Origin of the sequence: Novosphingobium sp. G106, assembly GCF_019075875.1 — a bacterium.
In the GTDB taxonomy this organism is placed as follows: domain Bacteria; phylum Pseudomonadota; class Alphaproteobacteria; order Sphingomonadales; family Sphingomonadaceae; genus Novosphingobium.
Genome location: NZ_JAHOOZ010000001.1, coordinates 551,142 through 565,719, shown reverse-complemented (window position 1 = coordinate 565,719; position 14,578 = coordinate 551,142). Strand labels below are relative to the sequence as shown.

Sequence of the window (14,578 nt, the reverse complement as noted above, 5' to 3'; positions counted from 1 at the left end):
CTGCGGAGCAGAACGGGAGGGATCGCACCGCGTCGATGCCAGAGGCCACAGGCAATTCCACCAGAGTCCGGGACGCGGTTACCGGACTTTCGATTGCCGGCCTGATGCTGCCCGAAGGCATCGCCTATGCCCAGATCGCCGTACTCGCTCCCGGCCGCGCGCTGATCGCGGCGGTCGCCGGCGGGCTTGCCTATGCGCTGATCGGCCGCAGCCGATTCGCGGTGGTCTCGCCGACGTCGTCTGCTGCCGCGATCCTCGCGGCCTCGCTCGCCAGCCTGCCGGGAGACGCGGCGATGCGTGAGGCCGCGGCGACAGCGCTGGTCGCGATCGTCGGCCTGCTGTTCCTAGGTTTCGCCCTGTTCCGGCTCGGCAGCCTGGCCAGCTTCATCTCGCGCCCGGTGCTGCACGGCTTCGCCTTCGGCCTCGCGCTGACGATCATCATCGGCCAGTTGCCCAAGTTGACCGGTGTCGGCGCCGCGTCGGGCCCGATCTGGACCAAGCTGGCCGCGCTCGCGGCCACGGCGCCCCAGTGGCACGTCGCCAGCCTGCTGCTCGGCGCCGGTGCCCTCGCCGCGCTGCTCGCGCTGCGCCGCTTGCCGCAGGTCCCGGCGGCGCTCGTAGTCATCCTCGGCGGGATCGCGCTCGACCGCTTTGCCGATCTCGATGCACTCGGGATCGCCACCGCTGGCAAGATCACACTCGAACTGCCCCGCTTCGCCATGTCCGCTAACCTGCCCGACTGGATGTTGTTGGTGGAACTCGCAGCGCCGATCGCGCTGATCCTTTTCGCCGAGTCCTGGGGCACGATGCGCGCGCTGGCGCTCAAACACGGCGACCGGATCGCGGCGAACCGCGAGCTCGGCGCGCTGGGCGCAGCCAATCTCGCCGCCGCCGCGGTCCAGGGCATGCCGGTGGGCGCGGGCTTCTCGGCAGGATCGGCCAACGAGGCGGCGGGCGCGGCGAGCCGGCTATCGGCCGCGGTCGGCGCTGCGGCGCTGCTGCTGCTCGCGCTGTTCGCCGGCGAATGGATAGCACGCATCCCGGAGCCGATCCTCGCCGCCGTGGTGATCGCCGCGCTGACTCATGCGCTATCGCCCATGCCCTTCGCCCGCCTGTTTCGCATCAACCGCGATCAGGGAACCGCGCTCGCCGCCGCAGCAGGCGTCCTCGCCTTCGGTGTGCTCGACGGCATGCTCGTCGCAGTTGCCCTCTCGATCGCCAATCTGCTCTACGACCTGGCGCATCCTTCGATCAGCGAGCTCGGCCGCGTCGGCGACAGCCACGATTTCGTCGACATCGCCCGCCACAAGGAAGCCCGCGCCCTCCCCGGCCTCGCGATCTTCCGCCCCAACGCGCCGCTGATCTTCGCCAATGCCGAAAGCGTGCTCTTCGCCATCGCCGAGCGGGCCTTGAAGCGCGACGCGCATTGCGTCGTGCTGAGCCTGGAGGAAAGCAACGACCTCGATAGCACCGCGGCCGATGCACTGGGCGAATTCTCCAGCCAGCTCGACAAGGCCGGCCGCCATGTGATCCTCGCGCGCGTCCATGACCGCGTGCGTGAGGTGCTCGACAAGGACGGGCTGGACAACCTCGCCGCGGGATCGACCTTCAGCGTCGCCGACGCCGCTGCGCTTGCAGAAAAGGAGAGCCGATAATGGCCATGATCAACCCGATCGAACCGATCCTCCACCCCGTCGAGATCGACGATCTGCGGCCGACGCAGATGACCGTCGGCATGACCGAGGTCGAGCGCAAGCGCGCCGACTGGCGCGACCGCTGCAACAAGGACGGCGGCGAATATCTCGGCGCCCACCTGCTGCCCGCGGTCACCGGGCCCGGCGGCGCTTACTGGATCGTCGACCACCACCACCTCGCCCGCGCCTTGCACGACGAAGGCGTCGAGAAAGTGCTGGTGACGGTGATCGCCAAGCTCGACCACCTGCCCAAGCGGCGATTCTATTCGTTCCTCGACCGGCACAACTGGCTGCATCCCTACGACCACGAAGGCCGCCGCTGCGACTGGAAGGACATCCCGCGGCATGTCGCAAAGCTGACCGACGATCCCTATCGCTCGCTGGCGGGCGAGGTGCGGCGTGCGGGCGGCTTTGCCAAGATGCCCACGCCTTATACCGAATTCCTCTGGGCCGACTTCTTCCGCGACCGGATCGGCCGCAAGCTGGTCGAGGACAAGTTCGGCAAGGCGCTGGAGAAGGCCCTGTGGCTCGCCAATGGGCGCGAGGCCGAGTACCTGCCGGGCTTTGCCGGCCCCGAGCACGGCGCCGCGGCACGAGACGACAGCGAGTAGGTGGCTTTCGCGGCGATCCGCCGCTAAGGCGGGCCGATGTCTCCACCTTCATTCCTTACCGCGTCGCTTTACGTCGCCGTGGGCGGCGCGCTTGGCTCGTGGCTGCGCTTTCTCGTCGGCCGTGCCTGGACCCTGGCGATCGGCCCTGTCGCGTCGAGCGCGTTTCCCTGGGCGACCCTGACGGTCAATGTCGTCGGCAGCTTCGCCATGGGGCTGCTGGTCGGCTGGCTGGCGCGTTTCGGAGCGCACGGTGAGGCTTGGCGCCTTGCGCTGGGCGTCGGCATATTGGGCGGCTTCACCACCTTCTCCTCGTTCAGCATGGAATTCGCGCTGCTTGTCGAGCGTGGCGCGATCGGTACCGCGGCGCTTTACGTCGCGATCTCGCTGGCAGCGGGCTTCACGGGCATGTTCGCCGGGCTCTTCGTGATGAGGTCGCTGGCATGAGCAAGGACGACGCAAGCGACAACGTCAGGCAGTTCACCGTCCAGGCCGACGACGACGGCGTCCGGCTCGACCGCTGGTTCAAGCGCCACCTGCCGCAGATCGGCTTCGCCACGGTATCGCGCTGGGCGCGCACCGGGCAGATCCGCGTCGACGGCAAGCGCGCCGATCCCGCCGACCGCCTGGTCACCGGGCAAAAGCTGCGCGTGCCGCCGGGCGGCGATGCCCCGGCCAAGTCACCGAATGCCCGCCGCGAGCTGACCGAGGAGCAGATCGAGAAGGCCGAAGCCATGGTCCTGACCCAGGACCGCGCCGCGATCGTGCTCAACAAACCGCCGGGCCTCGCGACCCAGGGCGGCAGCGGCACCAAGGAGCATGTCGATGGCCTGCTCGATGCCTTCTCGGCCGACGGTCCGCGCCCGCGACTCGTCCACCGGCTCGACAAGGACACTTCGGGCGTCCTCCTCATCGCCCGCACGCCGGGCAGCGCGGCCTTCTTCTCGAAGCGTTTCTCCACGCGATCGGCGCGCAAGATCTACTGGGCGCTGATCGTCGGCGTTCCCTCGATCGAGGACGGCCTGATCGAACTGCCGCTGGCCAAGCAGCCGGGCACCGGCGGCGAGAAGATGATGGTCGACGAGAGCGAGCACGGTCAGTCGGCCCGCACGCGCTATCGCGTGATCGACCGCGCCGGCAACCGCGCTTGCTGGGTCGAACTCCAGCCGCTGACCGGCCGCACCCACCAGCTCCGCGTCCACATGGCGGCGATCGGCCATCCGATCGTCGGCGACGGCAAGTACGGCGGCCCCGATGCGTTTCTCACCGGCTCGATCAGCCGCAAGATGCACCTCCACGCGCGCCGGCTGATCATCGACCACCCCGACGGCTCGCCGCTCGACGTCACTGCCCCCCTGCCCGAGCACTTCGCCATGGGCATGGAACAGCTCGGCTTCGACGAGGCCGACGGCGAGGCTCTGCCCGAAGCGCCGGCGAAGGCTCCCCGCGAAGCGGACAAGGCCGCCGCCAAGGCCCACGCCAAGCAATACCGCAAGGAACGCCGCGGCGAACGGCGCGGCCGCAAGAGCGGCGAGCGTGGTCCGGCAGGCAAGGCTGCGGCAGGCAAGCCCAAACCGCCAGGTAAGCCCGCAGCCAAGCCGCGCGCTGCCGCGAAACCGGCTGGGCGTCCGGCCGCCAAGACCACCGCAAAACCCCGCTCCGGGGGGCCCCGGAAAGCCGCGCTGATGCATCCCAACGCCGCCTTCCGCACCGAAGACCGCGTGCTGATGGAGTCGCTGATCGAGGAGGTCGGCTTCGGCATGGTCTTCGCGGCTACGCCCGACGGCCCGCGCGTCGCGCATACGCCGATCACCTGGACCGGGGACGGCGCGGTCCATTTTCACCTGGCGCGCGGCAATGCGCTGACGAAACACATCGACGGCGCGACCGCGCTCGTAGTCATCAACGGCCCCGAGGGCTATGTCTCGCCGCGCTGGTATGCCGACCCCGAGCAGGTGCCGACATGGAACTACGTGGCGTTGGAGCTGGAGGGCCACGTCCGGCGGATGGATTCCGCAGGGCTGCTCGGACTGCTCGAAGCGCTGATCGCTCGCGAGGAAGCGCGCGTGACCGAGGGCGTGCCCTGGACCACCGCCAAGATGCCCGAAGCCAAGCTGCAGGCGATGCTCCCGGGTATCGTCGGCTTCGAGCTCGAAGTGCAGGCCTGGCGGCCGACCTTCAAGCTCTCGCAGAACAAGTCCGCCGAGGAGCGCGCCCGCGTTGCCGACGGCCTCGAACGGCAGGGCTCCGCCGGCATCGCTGCGCTCATGCGGACGCTCGCCCCATGACCAAGCTCGCCGTATTCGACTGCGACGGCACGCTGATCGACGGCCAGGCGTCGATTTGCCACGCCATGGAAGCGGCTTTCGCCGAGGCCGGCCTGCCCGTACCGGACAGGAACCAGATCCGCCGCATGGTCGGCCTCAGCCTGCCGCAGGCCGTGCGCAAGCTCGTGCCCGACATCGACGAGAGCCTGCAGCGCGACATCGTCGACGCCTACAAGCGCGCCTTCCGCGCCCAGCGTGAGGCGGGCGAGCTGTCGCAGCCTCTGTTTGACGGGATCGCCGAGGTGCTCGACGCGCTCCACGGCGCCGGCTGGCAGCTTGCCGTGGCGACCGGCATGTCGCGCCGCGGGCTCGACCATTGCCTGGCGACGCACGGGCTGACCCGGCAGTTCGTCTCGCTCCAGACCGCCGACGACAATCCCTCGAAGCCGCATCCGGCCATGCTCGAAGCTGCGCTATTCGAAGCCGATGCCGATGCGGCCGAGGCCGTGATGATCGGCGACACGGTCTACGACATCCAGATGGCCCGCGACGCCGGCGTGCGTGCCATCGGCGTAGACTGGGGCTATCATGCGCCCGAAGAACTGACCGCGGCCGGCGCAGAATTCGTCGCCACGAGCCCGGAAGCGCTCAAGGAGTACCTGCTGCGATGAGCAACGGCGCCCCCGATCCGGCAAAACGGCGCTACCAGACGATCCTGGCGATGCGCTGGGCCGGCATGGCGCTGGTGATCTTCGGCCTCATGATCATCTACCGCCGGATCGACCTGCCGAAGGAGGCCGGCTACGTGCTGTTCCTCATCGGCATCATCGACGCGCTGATCGTCCCTTCGGTGCTCGCCCGCCGCTGGAAGTCGCCTCCCCCATGAAATCCTTGGCTCAATGAAACGGTTCTACAAGGACGTGAGCGTCGCGGAGGGCGATGGTGGCTGGCGCGTGCTGCTCGACGGGCGTGGGATCAAGACCGTCGCCGGCAAGCCGCAGATTCTGCCGACCCGCAGGCTCGCCGAGGCTCTCGCCGAGGAATGGGCCGATCAGGGCGAGGAACTCGATCCCAAAGACTTCGTCCTGCGTGACATGGCAGACTATGCGCTCGACGTCGTCCCGCAGGAACGCGCCGTCGTGATCCGCAGCCTCGTCGCTTTCGCGGGCACCGACACGCTCTGCTACCGCGCCGAGCCCGACGAGCCGCTGCGCGAGCGCCAGGAGGAGATGTGGGAGCCGCTGCTCCACGCCGCCGAACAGCGCTGGGACGTCCATTTCGAGCGGATCGGCGGGATCATGCACCGGCCGCAGCCTGCCGCGACGCTGGCGCGGATGCAGGCCGTGCTCGAAGCGACGAGCGACCACGAACTCGCCGCGCTCAACACGCTGACCAGCCTGGCCGCCTCGCTGGTGATCGCGCTTGCCGCGCTGACGCCCGAGGCCGAAGCCGAGGCGCTATGGAATGTCGCCAACCTCGAGGAAGACTGGCAGGTCGAACTCTGGGGCCAGGACTACGAGGCGCAGGCCTTGCGCGAAAGGCGCCTGGCGACGTTCGAAACCGCGATGCGTTTCGCCCGGCTGGCGCGCGAGTAGCGAAGGCCGCTCCTACTTGACGGCTATGCCTGCCTGGGCAGTGCTGCGCCGCTCGCGCACGCCTTTGATCCAGGCCGGGAAGTGCGCCGATTTGTCCGCATCGGCAGCGTCCAGCGCGGCCAGGTAGCCGCGGTTGTTTTCCTGCCCCAGGATCACCGCCGCGCGGGTCGATGCGCAGCGGCTTTTCGCGAGGGCAAATATTTCATCGTCGCTGGCGTCCGTGTGAGACGCCACGATCGCCGCATGCATCATGCAGCGATCATAGACGATATAGCCTTTCTGATCGGGCGTGAGTGGCGACGGCGTCAGCGGCTGGGCCGCCGCGCTCCCGGCCATCGTCGCGATCAAGGCAAGTCCACATGCGATACGCCACATCATCGAGCTTCTCCCGCATCGGACGCAGATTAGCCGCCTTCCGGTTAAACAAACATGAGAGGCGGCATAGGGACGGCGTGTTCGGGGTCCGGGGCGGGAACTTCCAAAGCAGCGCTAAAGTTATCTCCGCAAAGGAGATCTGTCATGCCGAGAGGCGACAAGAGCAGCTATACCGACAAGCAGAAGCGCAAGGCCCAGCATATCGAGGAAGGCTACGAGGATCGCGGGGTACCCAAGAAGGAAGCCGAAAGCCGCGCCTGGGCGACGGTGAACAAGGAAAGCGGCGGCGGCAACAAGTCGGGCTCGGGCCGCGGCAGGAAGGATACCCACGTCTCATCCTCGCGCGGCGGCAAGGCGCACAAGTCCGGCTCTTTCGAGCAACGCTCGGCGGCTGCGCGCAAAGGCTGGGACACCCGCCGCAAGCGCGCGCACGGCTAGATCGCACCGCTCAGCCCGTTATAGCGCGGGCATGGAAGAACGCTTCACTCCCTCCGGCGTGCGCCTGCGCCAGCATACTGCCCGCGCCGGAAGCCTGAACTGGCTGCTGCTGCCCGGCGGTCCCGGGATCGGTTCAGAGAGCCTCGTCGAGCTGGCCGGCTGCCTGCATGTGCCGGGCACGATCTGGCTGATCGACCTGCCAGGCGACGGCTCGAACCGCGCCGCGCCGGGCATGGCGGACGATCCCTTTGCTAACTGGCCGCAAGTGCTGATCGAAGCGGCAGAGGCTGTGCCCGACGCGGTCTTCGTCGGCCATTCGACCGGCGGAATGTACTTGCTCGCCACGCCTGCGCTCGAAGGCTTGGTCCGCGGGATCGCGCTGCTCGACACCGCACCGGATTGCACCTGGCATCCGCGCTTCGTCGAAATGACCGCGCGTCATCCGTTGCCCGAAGCCGCCACAGAGTTGTACGAACGCGACAGAAGAGACGAGAATATCGCCGCCATCGCCTTGGCCTCCGCCAAATGGAACTTCACCCCGGCGGGCCTCGCCGCCGGACGCGAGCTGCTGGCGCGGATGCCCTACAACAGCGCAGCGGTGGACTGGTCGGAAGACAATTTCGACCACATCTACGAGGCCGCCTGGTGGCCGAGCGCGGTTCCGGTGCTCGTTCTGGCCGGCGCCGAGGATCGCATCGTCTGGCAAGGCGGCTGGGAAGCGGAACGCTTCCGCACTCCCAACGCGCAGTTCCGCACGATCGCGGCGGGCGGACACTTCCCCTGGATCGAGAACCCGGCAGCCGTCAGTGCGGCTTTTGACGAACTCGCTCAGGCTATCACGAAGCCCAACTCCGTCGCCCCTGCGAAGGCAGGGGCCTAGATAAGCTCGCGTCATCGGCCGGCGCGGCGTTTAAAACGATGGCTCGGCTGGGCCCCTGCCTTCGCAGAGGCGACAAGGATTCTTATATTCGGCCCTAGCCGACCCAGTCCGCGACTTGCGCTGCCACTTCGTTCGCCGCCTTGTTGAGTGCGGGGGCGACGCTTTCGGTCTTCGGCGAAACGCCCGTCACGGTCGCCTCGAAGCGCCGCGACATTACAGTGCCGCCGACGTCCGAACGCAAAGCGTCGAAGCGCACCACGACCGACTGGTTCCGCGCGTCATAGCCCATATCGAGCAACCGACCGCCGAGCGTGGTCTTGCCGAGCTCGCTGGCATCGCCGGCCTCTACCACCAGCCGCTTGCCCTTGGCGCGGATCGTCTCGGCCAGCAGGCGGCGGAACTGGCGCGCGGGGCGCTCGACCCAGGTCGCGTCCTTGAGATAGGCAATCGTCGTATCGTCGACCTGCACCGGCACGCGCTGGACATCGAGCCGGCGCTCGGCCTCGGGATCGAGCACGACGATCGCATCGCCCCTTGTCGTGCTGGCGAGTTCGCCGGCGGGCGCGGTGGTCGTGGCGGTCAGTCCGATCAGTTGCTTGGGCGGCTTGCCGCCAAAGCTGACGCAGCCGCCCAGAAGCAGAATGCCGGCCAGCACGCCCGCGCGTTTCCCAAATCCTGGCACGATCGCCCCCCCTGATGGCCCGAATAATCATGGCTTGTAGTCCGGCAGCTTGCCGCCGCCCCCGACGAGCGCGCCTGCGCCGTGCTCGTCGATCTTCTCGGTGACCTGGCGCAGCGCGCGGGCGGTGGCGCGCAGGTCGCGGATCGCGGCTTCGGCCTCGGGCAATGTCGAGGCCGAGAGCTGGCGCGCCGCCGGCCGCGCATCGCTGAGCGCGCCCTGCAGCTGGTCCGCCGCCCCCTTGGCCGAGGCCAGCGTCTCGCGCAGCTGGTTCGCCAGCGTCGCGCCGTTCTCGCCGAGCATCTGGTCGGCCTTGCCGGCGACACCTTCGAACTTCGCCAAGGTCGCGGTCGCCTGCTTGAGCGTGACCTGGAGGTCGGCCAGCGTGCTCTTCACCTGCGGCGAGGCATCGGCGAGTTCGCCGGTCATGCGGTCGGTATTGGCAAGGATGCCGCGGATCGACTTCTGATTATCGTCCGAAAGCAGGATGTTGAGCCGGTCGGTCAAGGTCGCCAGCCGCTCGAGCAGCAGCGGCGCGTTGTTGAGGATGGCGCCGAGCCCGCCCTGCTTGGTCGGGATCACGGGCACGCCCTCTGGCCCCGGCTCCTGGATCGGCGGGGCGCCCTTGATCGCACCCTCGAGCTGGATGTCCGAAGATCCGGTGAAGCTGCCCTGGATCGTCGCGGTGGTGCCGACGGTGATCGGCACCTCCTTCTTCACCCCGATGCGCACGCGCACGAAGCTCGGGTCCTTCTTCCACAACTCGATCTGTTCGATCTTGCCGACGGGCACGCCGGCAAACGAGACCTTGGAGCCCTGCGCCAGCCCGTCGACCGATTGCTTGAAGAAGATGTCGTAGCGCTGGCGGTCGCCCTCGCTCAGCCGGGCGATCCAGATGATGAAGGCGGCGAGCAGCGCCAGCAGCGCCAGCGTGACCGCGCCGACCCAGACATGATTGGCCCTGGTTTCCATTGCCCGCCCTATGCCCCCGCGCCGGTCTGATTGTCCACGCTCTTGCTCCGCTCCTGCGCCCCCTGCGCATTGCGCCCGCGCGGGCCATTGAAGTATTCTTGTATCCAAGGATGGTCGAGCGCGAGCAGTTCCGGAATCGTCCCCACCGCAATCACCTTCTTTTCGGCGATTACCGCCACTCGGTCGCAAATCTCGTAGAGCGTGTCGAGATCGTGCGTGATCAGGAATACGGTCAGTCCCAGCGTTTCCTGCAGTTCCTTGGTCAGCCGGTCGAAGGCCGCGGCGCCGATCGGGTCGAGGCCCGCGGTCGGCTCGTCAAGAAACAGCAGTTCGGGATCGAGCGCCAAGGCCCGCGCCAGGCCGGCGCGCTTGCGCATGCCGCCCGAAAGCTCGGCCGGATACTTGCTCGCGGCGTCTTCGGGCAGGCCCGACAGCATCACCTTGAACCGCGCGATCTCGTGGCGCAGCTCCGGCTCGATCTCGGGATAGAACTCGAGCAACGGCACCTCGACGTTTTCCGCGACTGTCAGCGTCGAGAACAAGGCGCCGCCCTGGAACAGCACCCCCCAGCGCGAGCGGATGTCGATATCTTCGTCGTCCTGGGCATCGGTGATCGAACGGCCGAGCACCTCGATCGTTCCTTCGTCGGGAATCTGCAGGCCGATGATCGAACGCATCAGCACCGACTTGCCGGTGCCCGAACCGCCGACCACGCCGATGATCTCGCCGCGCTTGACCTCGAGCGACAGGTCCTCGTGGATCACATGCTCGCCGAAACTGTTGCGCAGCCCCTTTATGACGATCGGATAGTCCCCGGTGAACTCGGGCGCGATCTCGGGCCGCGCTTCGCGTTCGACCCGCTGGGCGATATGGTCGTTCATCCCCACCCCACACTGGTGAAGAAGATCGCGAAGAAAGCGTCGAGCACGATCACCATGAAGATCGACTGGACCACGGCCATCGTCGTGCGCAGGCCGACTTCCTCGGCGTTCGCCTCGACCTGCATGCCCTGGTAGCAGCCGACCAGCGCGATGATCAGGCCGAAGAACGGCGCCTTGATCAACCCGACCCAGACGTCGTGGATCGGCACGACTTCCTGGATCCGCGAGAGGAAGGTGAAGAACGGGATGTCGAGCGCGAAGTTCGACAGGAAGGCGCCACCGACGATCGCCATGATCGAGGCATAGAAGCCCAGCAGGATCATCATGAACGTACAGGCCAGCACGCGCGGGATGATCAGCGCCTCGACCGGCGAGACGCCGATCGTGCGCATCGCGTCGATCTCCTCGGTCAGCTTCATCGTGCCGAGCTGCGCCGCGAAAGCAGAGCCCGAGCGGCCGGCGACCATGATCGCGGTCATCAGCACGCCGAGCTCGCGCATCGCGAGGCGGCCGGTCAGGTTGATCGTATAGAATTCGGCGCCGAACTGGCGGAGCTGCACCGCGCCCTGCTGGGCGATGACGATGCCGACCAGGAACAGCATCAGGCCGATGATGCCGAGCGCCGAGACGCCGACCAGCTCCAACTGGCGCACCAGCGCCTTCACGCGCAGTTTCCTGGGGCTGCGGATCGTGTGGCCGATGGAGACCACCAGAGAACCGAGGAAGCCGATGACCCCGACCGAACCCTGGCCCCAGCCGACCACGAGATCGCCGACCGCTGCGGGCACGCGCTCTATGATATCAGCCCGCGGCGGCGAGATGTCGGCTGTGCCCTTGGAATCCTTGATCGCGGAGATCAGCCGCTCGGCCTGCTCGCTGGCGCCGGTAATTTCGGCATCGTTGTCGCGCGCGATGCGCCAGGCGGTCCAGGCACCGACCGTGTCGATTTCGCTGATCCCCGAGAGATCGACCTTGGCTACGGGCTGATCGAATTCGCGCAGCCGCCGGTCCACCAGGCCGATCGAGGAAACCGTAAAGGGACCGGTGAGCGCGATGGTGGTTGCCCCGCCCTCCTCCTCTTCGGTCGTGAAGTCGGCCCATTCGCGCATCAGAGCCGGTTCATGCGGTAAAATGGCAGCGGCGGCAAGTGCATCCCCGGCGATGAGCGGTCGAGTGCCGGGGAGACGCAGTGGCTGCCATGTTGTTCCCGGCGCACACAGCGAAACCGCTTCGCTTGCGCCTCGCCGCCGCCGCTGGCAAAGGCCGGGCCATGACTGCAACTGCTCTCGACAAGACTTTCGACCCCGCCGCGATCGAGGCGAAATGGTACGCGCATTGGGAAAGCAACGGGCTGTTCCGCCCCGAGCGGCCCGAGGCCGTACCCTATACCATCGTCAACCCGCCGCCGAACGTCACCGGCAGCCTGCACATCGGCCACGCGCTCGACAACACGCTGCAGGACATCGTCATCCGCTACGAGCGGCTGCGCGGCAAGGATGCGCTGTGGGTGGTCGGCACCGACCACGCCGGCATCGCCACGCAGATGGTGGTCGAGCGCCAGCTCGAAGCGAAGCAGGACAAGCGGACGAACTACACGCGCGAGCAGTTCGTCGACAAGGTCTGGGAATGGAAGGCCGAAAGCGGCGGCACGATCACCGGCCAGCTGCGCCGGCTGGGCTGCTCGATGGACTGGAGCCGCGAGCAGTTCACCATGGACCCGCACTTCACCAAGGCCGTGGTGAAGGTCTTCGTCGACCTCTACAACCAGGGCCTGATCTACCGCGACAAGCGGCTGGTGAACTGGGATCCGAAGCTCAAGACCGCAATCTCCGACCTCGAAGTCGAGACGCAGGAGATCAAGGGCGGCTTCTGGCACTTCCGCTATCCGCTCGCCGACGGCGTGAAGCTGGATAGCGGAGCCGACCATATCGTCGTGGCGACCACGCGGCCCGAGACGATGCTGGCCGACATGGCCGTGGCGGTGAACGCCGACGATCCGCGCTATAAGAGCGTGATCGGCAAGTTTATCGACCAGCCGATCACGGGTCGGCGCCTTCGCATCGTCGCCGATGAGCATGCCGATCCCGAACTGGGCTCGGGCGCGGTGAAGATTACGCCGGGGCATGACTTCAACGACTTCGAGGTGGGCAAGCGCGCCGGGATGAAGCCCGGCGAAATGCTCAACATGTTCGATGCCGAAGCAAGGGTGGTGCAAACCGCAGATGGGCTGATCCCCGACGAATTTTTCGTCGATGAGGAGCGGGACGTTACAATCGTCACCGGAACGAGCTCGTCGACCTCAGACAATTTCGAGCGCACTGAACGTATTGAAACACATCGCGAGATAGTGCGACGTGGGCTTGACCGCTTCGATGCGCGGAAGCTCGTTGTCGAAAAGATGAAGGAACTCGGCTACCTCGTTCCCTACATCGACAAAGACGGCAACGAGCACGACGCTGAGCCGCGCACCGTCGCGACCCCATTCGGTGATCGTGGCGGCGTCGTGATCGAGCCTTGGTTGACCGACCAGTGGTACGTCGATGCCGCCACGCTCGCCCAGCCGCCAATGAAGGCGGTCCGCGACGGCCGTATCGAGATCGTCCCCAAGTCCTGGGAGAAGACCTTCTTCAACTGGATGGAGAACATCCAGCCTTGGTGCGTCAGCCGCCAGTTGTGGTGGGGCCATCGCATCCCGGCGTGGTTCGGGCCCCTCGCAGACGAACACGGTGTCGTTACGTCGTTCGCAGAGAAGATCTTCGTTGCAGAAGACGAAGCCCAACTGCGCCGACAGACGGAGGAATACTACGGATCGGACGTCAAAGTTACGATTGAAGCTTCGCGCAGCGATGCGTTTGTCCATCCTTGGGGCGTCGGAGACAATCCCAATCAGGCGATCCTGTTCCAGGATGCCGACGTCCTCGACACATGGTTCTCCTCGGCGCTCTGGCCCTTCGCCACGCTCGGCTGGCCCGACGACACGACGCTTTACGAGCGCCACTATCCCAACGACCTGCTGATCTCGGGCTTCGACATCCTGTTCTTCTGGGATGCGCGCATGGCGATGCAGGGCATGCACTTCAACGACCAGCAGGTGCCGTGGAAGCGGCTCTACCTGCACGGTCTCGTCCGCGCCGCCGACGGGCAGAAGATGTCCAAGTCCAAGGGCAACGTCGTCGATCCGCTGGGCCTGATCGACCAATATGGCGCCGATGCGCTGCGCTTCTTCATGGCGGCGATGGAAAGCCAGGGCCGCGACGTGAAGATGGATGAGCGCCGCGTCGAGGGTTACCGCAACTTCGCCACCAAGCTGTGGAACGCCGCGCGCTTCTGCCAGAGCAACGGCATCGGCGCCTCGCAATCGGTTTCTGCTCCCGCGGCCACTTCGGCGGTCAACAAGTGGATCGTCGGCGAAGTCGTCGAGACCCTGGCCGAACTCGACAGGGCCATGGCCGAGCTGCGCTTCGACGCCGCCGCCAATGCGATCTACCACTTCGTCTGGGACCAGTTCTGCGACTGGTACATCGAGCTGATCAAGGGCAGCTTCGACGACGAGACCAAGGCCGTCGCCGGCTGGGTGCTCGACCAGATCCTCGTCATGCTCCACCCCTTCATGCCCTTCGTCACCGAGGAGCTGTGGGAGAAGCTGGGAACACGCCCCTACGAGCTGATCGTCGCGCAATGGCCGGCGCCGGAGGCTGCGGTCGATGCCGCGGCCAAGCGCGAGGTCGAATGGCTGATCGCGCTGGTCGGCAACCTGCGCACGGCCAAGAACGAGCTCGGCATCACGCCGGGCGCCAAGCTCGACGCCTATCTGCCCGAGCCCAGCGCCGCGACACGCGCGATCATCGAGGGCAATGCCGCGGCGATAGACCGCCTGGCCCGTGTCAACGCGATCCAGTTCGCGCCCGCTCCGGCGGGTGCGGCCATGCAGATCGGCGCGGGCGACGCGAACATCATCGTCCCGCTCGAAGGCGTGATCGATATCGCATCGGAGAAGGCGCGGCTCGAAAAGGCGCTGGCGGTTTCGCAGAAGGAAGCCAAGTCGCTCGAAGGCCGGCTCGGCAACCCGTCGTTCGTCGAGAAGGCCAAGCCCGAAGCCGTCGAAAAAGCCCGCGCCGACCATGCCGCCCATGCGGCGGAAGCGGAACGGCTGGCGGCTGCACTGGCGCGGCTAGGGTAAGGAGCGCGA

15 protein-coding genes are annotated in these 14,578 nt (G+C 67.0%); 10 read left to right on the top strand and 5 right to left on the bottom strand.

The genetic code is table 11. From position 1 onward, the window contains the following. Positions 1–35 precede the first annotated feature (35 nt). The 7 genes from KRR38_RS02660 to KRR38_RS02625 are packed head-to-tail and all read left to right on the top strand — an operon-like array spanning position 36 to position 6,164. On the top strand, positions 36–1,655 hold the full coding sequence (locus tag KRR38_RS02660) for a SulP family inorganic anion transporter (RefSeq protein WP_217398362.1): 1,620 nt from the start codon (positions 36–38) through the stop codon (positions 1,653–1,655). Continuing rightward, positions 1,655–2,305: a ParB-like protein gene (locus KRR38_RS02655; RefSeq protein WP_217398360.1), complete on the top strand. Its 651-nt coding sequence runs from the start codon at positions 1,655–1,657 to the stop codon at positions 2,303–2,305. Before KRR38_RS02660 ends, KRR38_RS02655 begins: the two co-directional genes overlap by 1 nt. Positions 2,306–2,341: 36 nt before the next feature. Next, entirely contained in the window at positions 2,342–2,749 is a 408-nt protein-coding gene (gene crcB / locus KRR38_RS02650; protein WP_217398357.1) for a fluoride efflux transporter CrcB, read from the top strand. Next, on the top strand, positions 2,746–4,590 hold the full coding sequence (locus KRR38_RS02645; protein ID WP_375293405.1) for an FMN-binding negative transcriptional regulator: 1,845 nt from the start codon (positions 2,746–2,748) through the stop codon (positions 4,588–4,590). Before crcB ends, KRR38_RS02645 begins: the two co-directional genes overlap by 4 nt. Continuing rightward, on the top strand, positions 4,587–5,240 hold the full coding sequence (locus KRR38_RS02635) for an HAD-IA family hydrolase (protein ID WP_217398355.1): 654 nt from the start codon (positions 4,587–4,589) through the stop codon (positions 5,238–5,240). The genes KRR38_RS02645 and KRR38_RS02635 overlap by 4 nt, the downstream gene beginning before the upstream one ends. Continuing rightward, on the top strand, positions 5,237–5,455 hold the full coding sequence (locus KRR38_RS02630; protein ID WP_217398353.1) for a hypothetical protein: 219 nt from the start codon (positions 5,237–5,239) through the stop codon (positions 5,453–5,455). Before KRR38_RS02635 ends, KRR38_RS02630 begins: the two co-directional genes overlap by 4 nt. Positions 5,456–5,468: 13 nt before the next feature. Continuing rightward, positions 5,469–6,164, top strand: a complete 696-nt coding sequence (locus KRR38_RS02625) for an ATP12 family chaperone protein (RefSeq protein WP_217398351.1) — start codon at positions 5,469–5,471, stop codon at positions 6,162–6,164. 12 nt (positions 6,165–6,176) lie between these two features. On the opposite strand, the gene KRR38_RS02620 is transcribed toward KRR38_RS02625, so the two are convergent. After that, positions 6,177–6,542 (bottom strand): hypothetical protein, encoded by a 366-nt coding sequence (locus KRR38_RS02620; RefSeq protein WP_217398349.1) that lies wholly within the window; start codon positions 6,540–6,542, stop codon positions 6,177–6,179. 141 nt (positions 6,543–6,683) lie between these two features. On the opposite strand from KRR38_RS02620, the gene KRR38_RS02615 reads away from it, so the two are divergent. Continuing rightward, positions 6,684–6,977 carry a plasmid stabilization protein gene (locus KRR38_RS02615; protein WP_217398347.1) on the top strand — a complete coding sequence of 98 codons (294 nt, stop codon included), beginning with the start codon at positions 6,684–6,686 and terminating at the stop codon, positions 6,975–6,977. 31 nt (positions 6,978–7,008) lie between these two features. Continuing rightward, a complete protein-coding gene (locus KRR38_RS02610) occupies positions 7,009–7,857 on the top strand; it encodes an alpha/beta fold hydrolase (RefSeq protein WP_217398345.1) in 849 nt (282 codons plus the stop codon). A gap of 94 nt (positions 7,858–7,951) precedes the next feature. Here KRR38_RS02610 and KRR38_RS02605 read toward each other — a convergent pair whose 3' ends face one another. Genes KRR38_RS02605 through KRR38_RS02590 form a run of 4 tightly spaced genes read right to left on the bottom strand, consistent with a single transcriptional unit; the run spans position 7,952 to position 11,498 of the window. After that, positions 7,952–8,512 carry an ABC-type transport auxiliary lipoprotein family protein gene (locus KRR38_RS02605; protein ID WP_309140957.1) on the bottom strand — a complete coding sequence of 187 codons (561 nt, stop codon included), beginning with the start codon at positions 8,510–8,512 and terminating at the stop codon, positions 7,952–7,954. A gap of 54 nt (positions 8,513–8,566) precedes the next feature. Continuing rightward, entirely contained in the window at positions 8,567–9,508 is a 942-nt protein-coding gene (locus tag KRR38_RS02600; protein WP_217398341.1) for an MlaD family protein, read from the bottom strand. 8 nt (positions 9,509–9,516) lie between these two features. Beyond that, on the bottom strand, positions 9,517–10,389 hold the full coding sequence (locus KRR38_RS02595) for an ABC transporter ATP-binding protein (protein ID WP_217398339.1): 873 nt from the start codon (positions 10,387–10,389) through the stop codon (positions 9,517–9,519). After that, on the bottom strand, positions 10,386–11,498 hold the full coding sequence (locus tag KRR38_RS02590; RefSeq protein WP_217398337.1) for an ABC transporter permease: 1,113 nt from the start codon (positions 11,496–11,498) through the stop codon (positions 10,386–10,388). The genes KRR38_RS02595 and KRR38_RS02590 overlap by 4 nt, the downstream gene beginning before the upstream one ends. A 161-nt stretch (positions 11,499–11,659) precedes the next feature. Here KRR38_RS02590 and KRR38_RS02585 point away from each other — a divergent pair, with 161 nt between their 5' ends. Next, positions 11,660–14,569 carry a valine--tRNA ligase gene (locus KRR38_RS02585; protein WP_217398334.1) on the top strand — a complete coding sequence of 970 codons (2,910 nt, stop codon included), beginning with the start codon at positions 11,660–11,662 and terminating at the stop codon, positions 14,567–14,569. Positions 14,570–14,578 lie beyond the last annotated feature (9 nt).

Bases quoted from the DNA above. Each gene is read 5' to 3' on its own strand.
- KRR38_RS02610 (WP_217398345.1), top strand. From the start codon at position 7,009: ATGGAAGAACGCTTCACTCCCTCCGGCGTGCGCCTGCGCCAGCATACT.
- KRR38_RS02590 (WP_217398337.1), bottom strand. From the start codon at position 11,498: ATGCGCGAATGGGCCGACTTCACGACCGAAGAGGAGGAGGGCGGGGCA.
- KRR38_RS02645 (WP_375293405.1), top strand. From the start codon at position 2,746: ATGAGCAAGGACGACGCAAGCGACAACGTCAGGCAGTTCACCGTCCAG.
- KRR38_RS02585 (WP_217398334.1), top strand. From the start codon at position 11,660: ATGACTGCAACTGCTCTCGACAAGACTTTCGACCCCGCCGCGATCGAG.
- KRR38_RS02615 (WP_217398347.1), top strand. From the start codon at position 6,684: ATGCCGAGAGGCGACAAGAGCAGCTATACCGACAAGCAGAAGCGCAAG.
- KRR38_RS02635 (WP_217398355.1), top strand. From the start codon at position 4,587: ATGACCAAGCTCGCCGTATTCGACTGCGACGGCACGCTGATCGACGGC.
- KRR38_RS02625 (WP_217398351.1), top strand. From the start codon at position 5,469: ATGAAACGGTTCTACAAGGACGTGAGCGTCGCGGAGGGCGATGGTGGC.
- KRR38_RS02595 (WP_217398339.1), bottom strand. From the start codon at position 10,389: ATGAACGACCATATCGCCCAGCGGGTCGAACGCGAAGCGCGGCCCGAG.
- KRR38_RS02655 (WP_217398360.1), top strand. From the start codon at position 1,655: ATGGCCATGATCAACCCGATCGAACCGATCCTCCACCCCGTCGAGATC.
- KRR38_RS02630 (WP_217398353.1), top strand. From the start codon at position 5,237: ATGAGCAACGGCGCCCCCGATCCGGCAAAACGGCGCTACCAGACGATC.
- KRR38_RS02620 (WP_217398349.1), bottom strand. From the start codon at position 6,542: ATGATGTGGCGTATCGCATGTGGACTTGCCTTGATCGCGACGATGGCC.
- KRR38_RS02660 (WP_217398362.1), top strand. From the start codon at position 36: ATGCCAGAGGCCACAGGCAATTCCACCAGAGTCCGGGACGCGGTTACC.
- KRR38_RS02600 (WP_217398341.1), bottom strand. From the start codon at position 9,508: ATGGAAACCAGGGCCAATCATGTCTGGGTCGGCGCGGTCACGCTGGCG.
- crcB (WP_217398357.1), top strand. From the start codon at position 2,342: ATGTCTCCACCTTCATTCCTTACCGCGTCGCTTTACGTCGCCGTGGGC.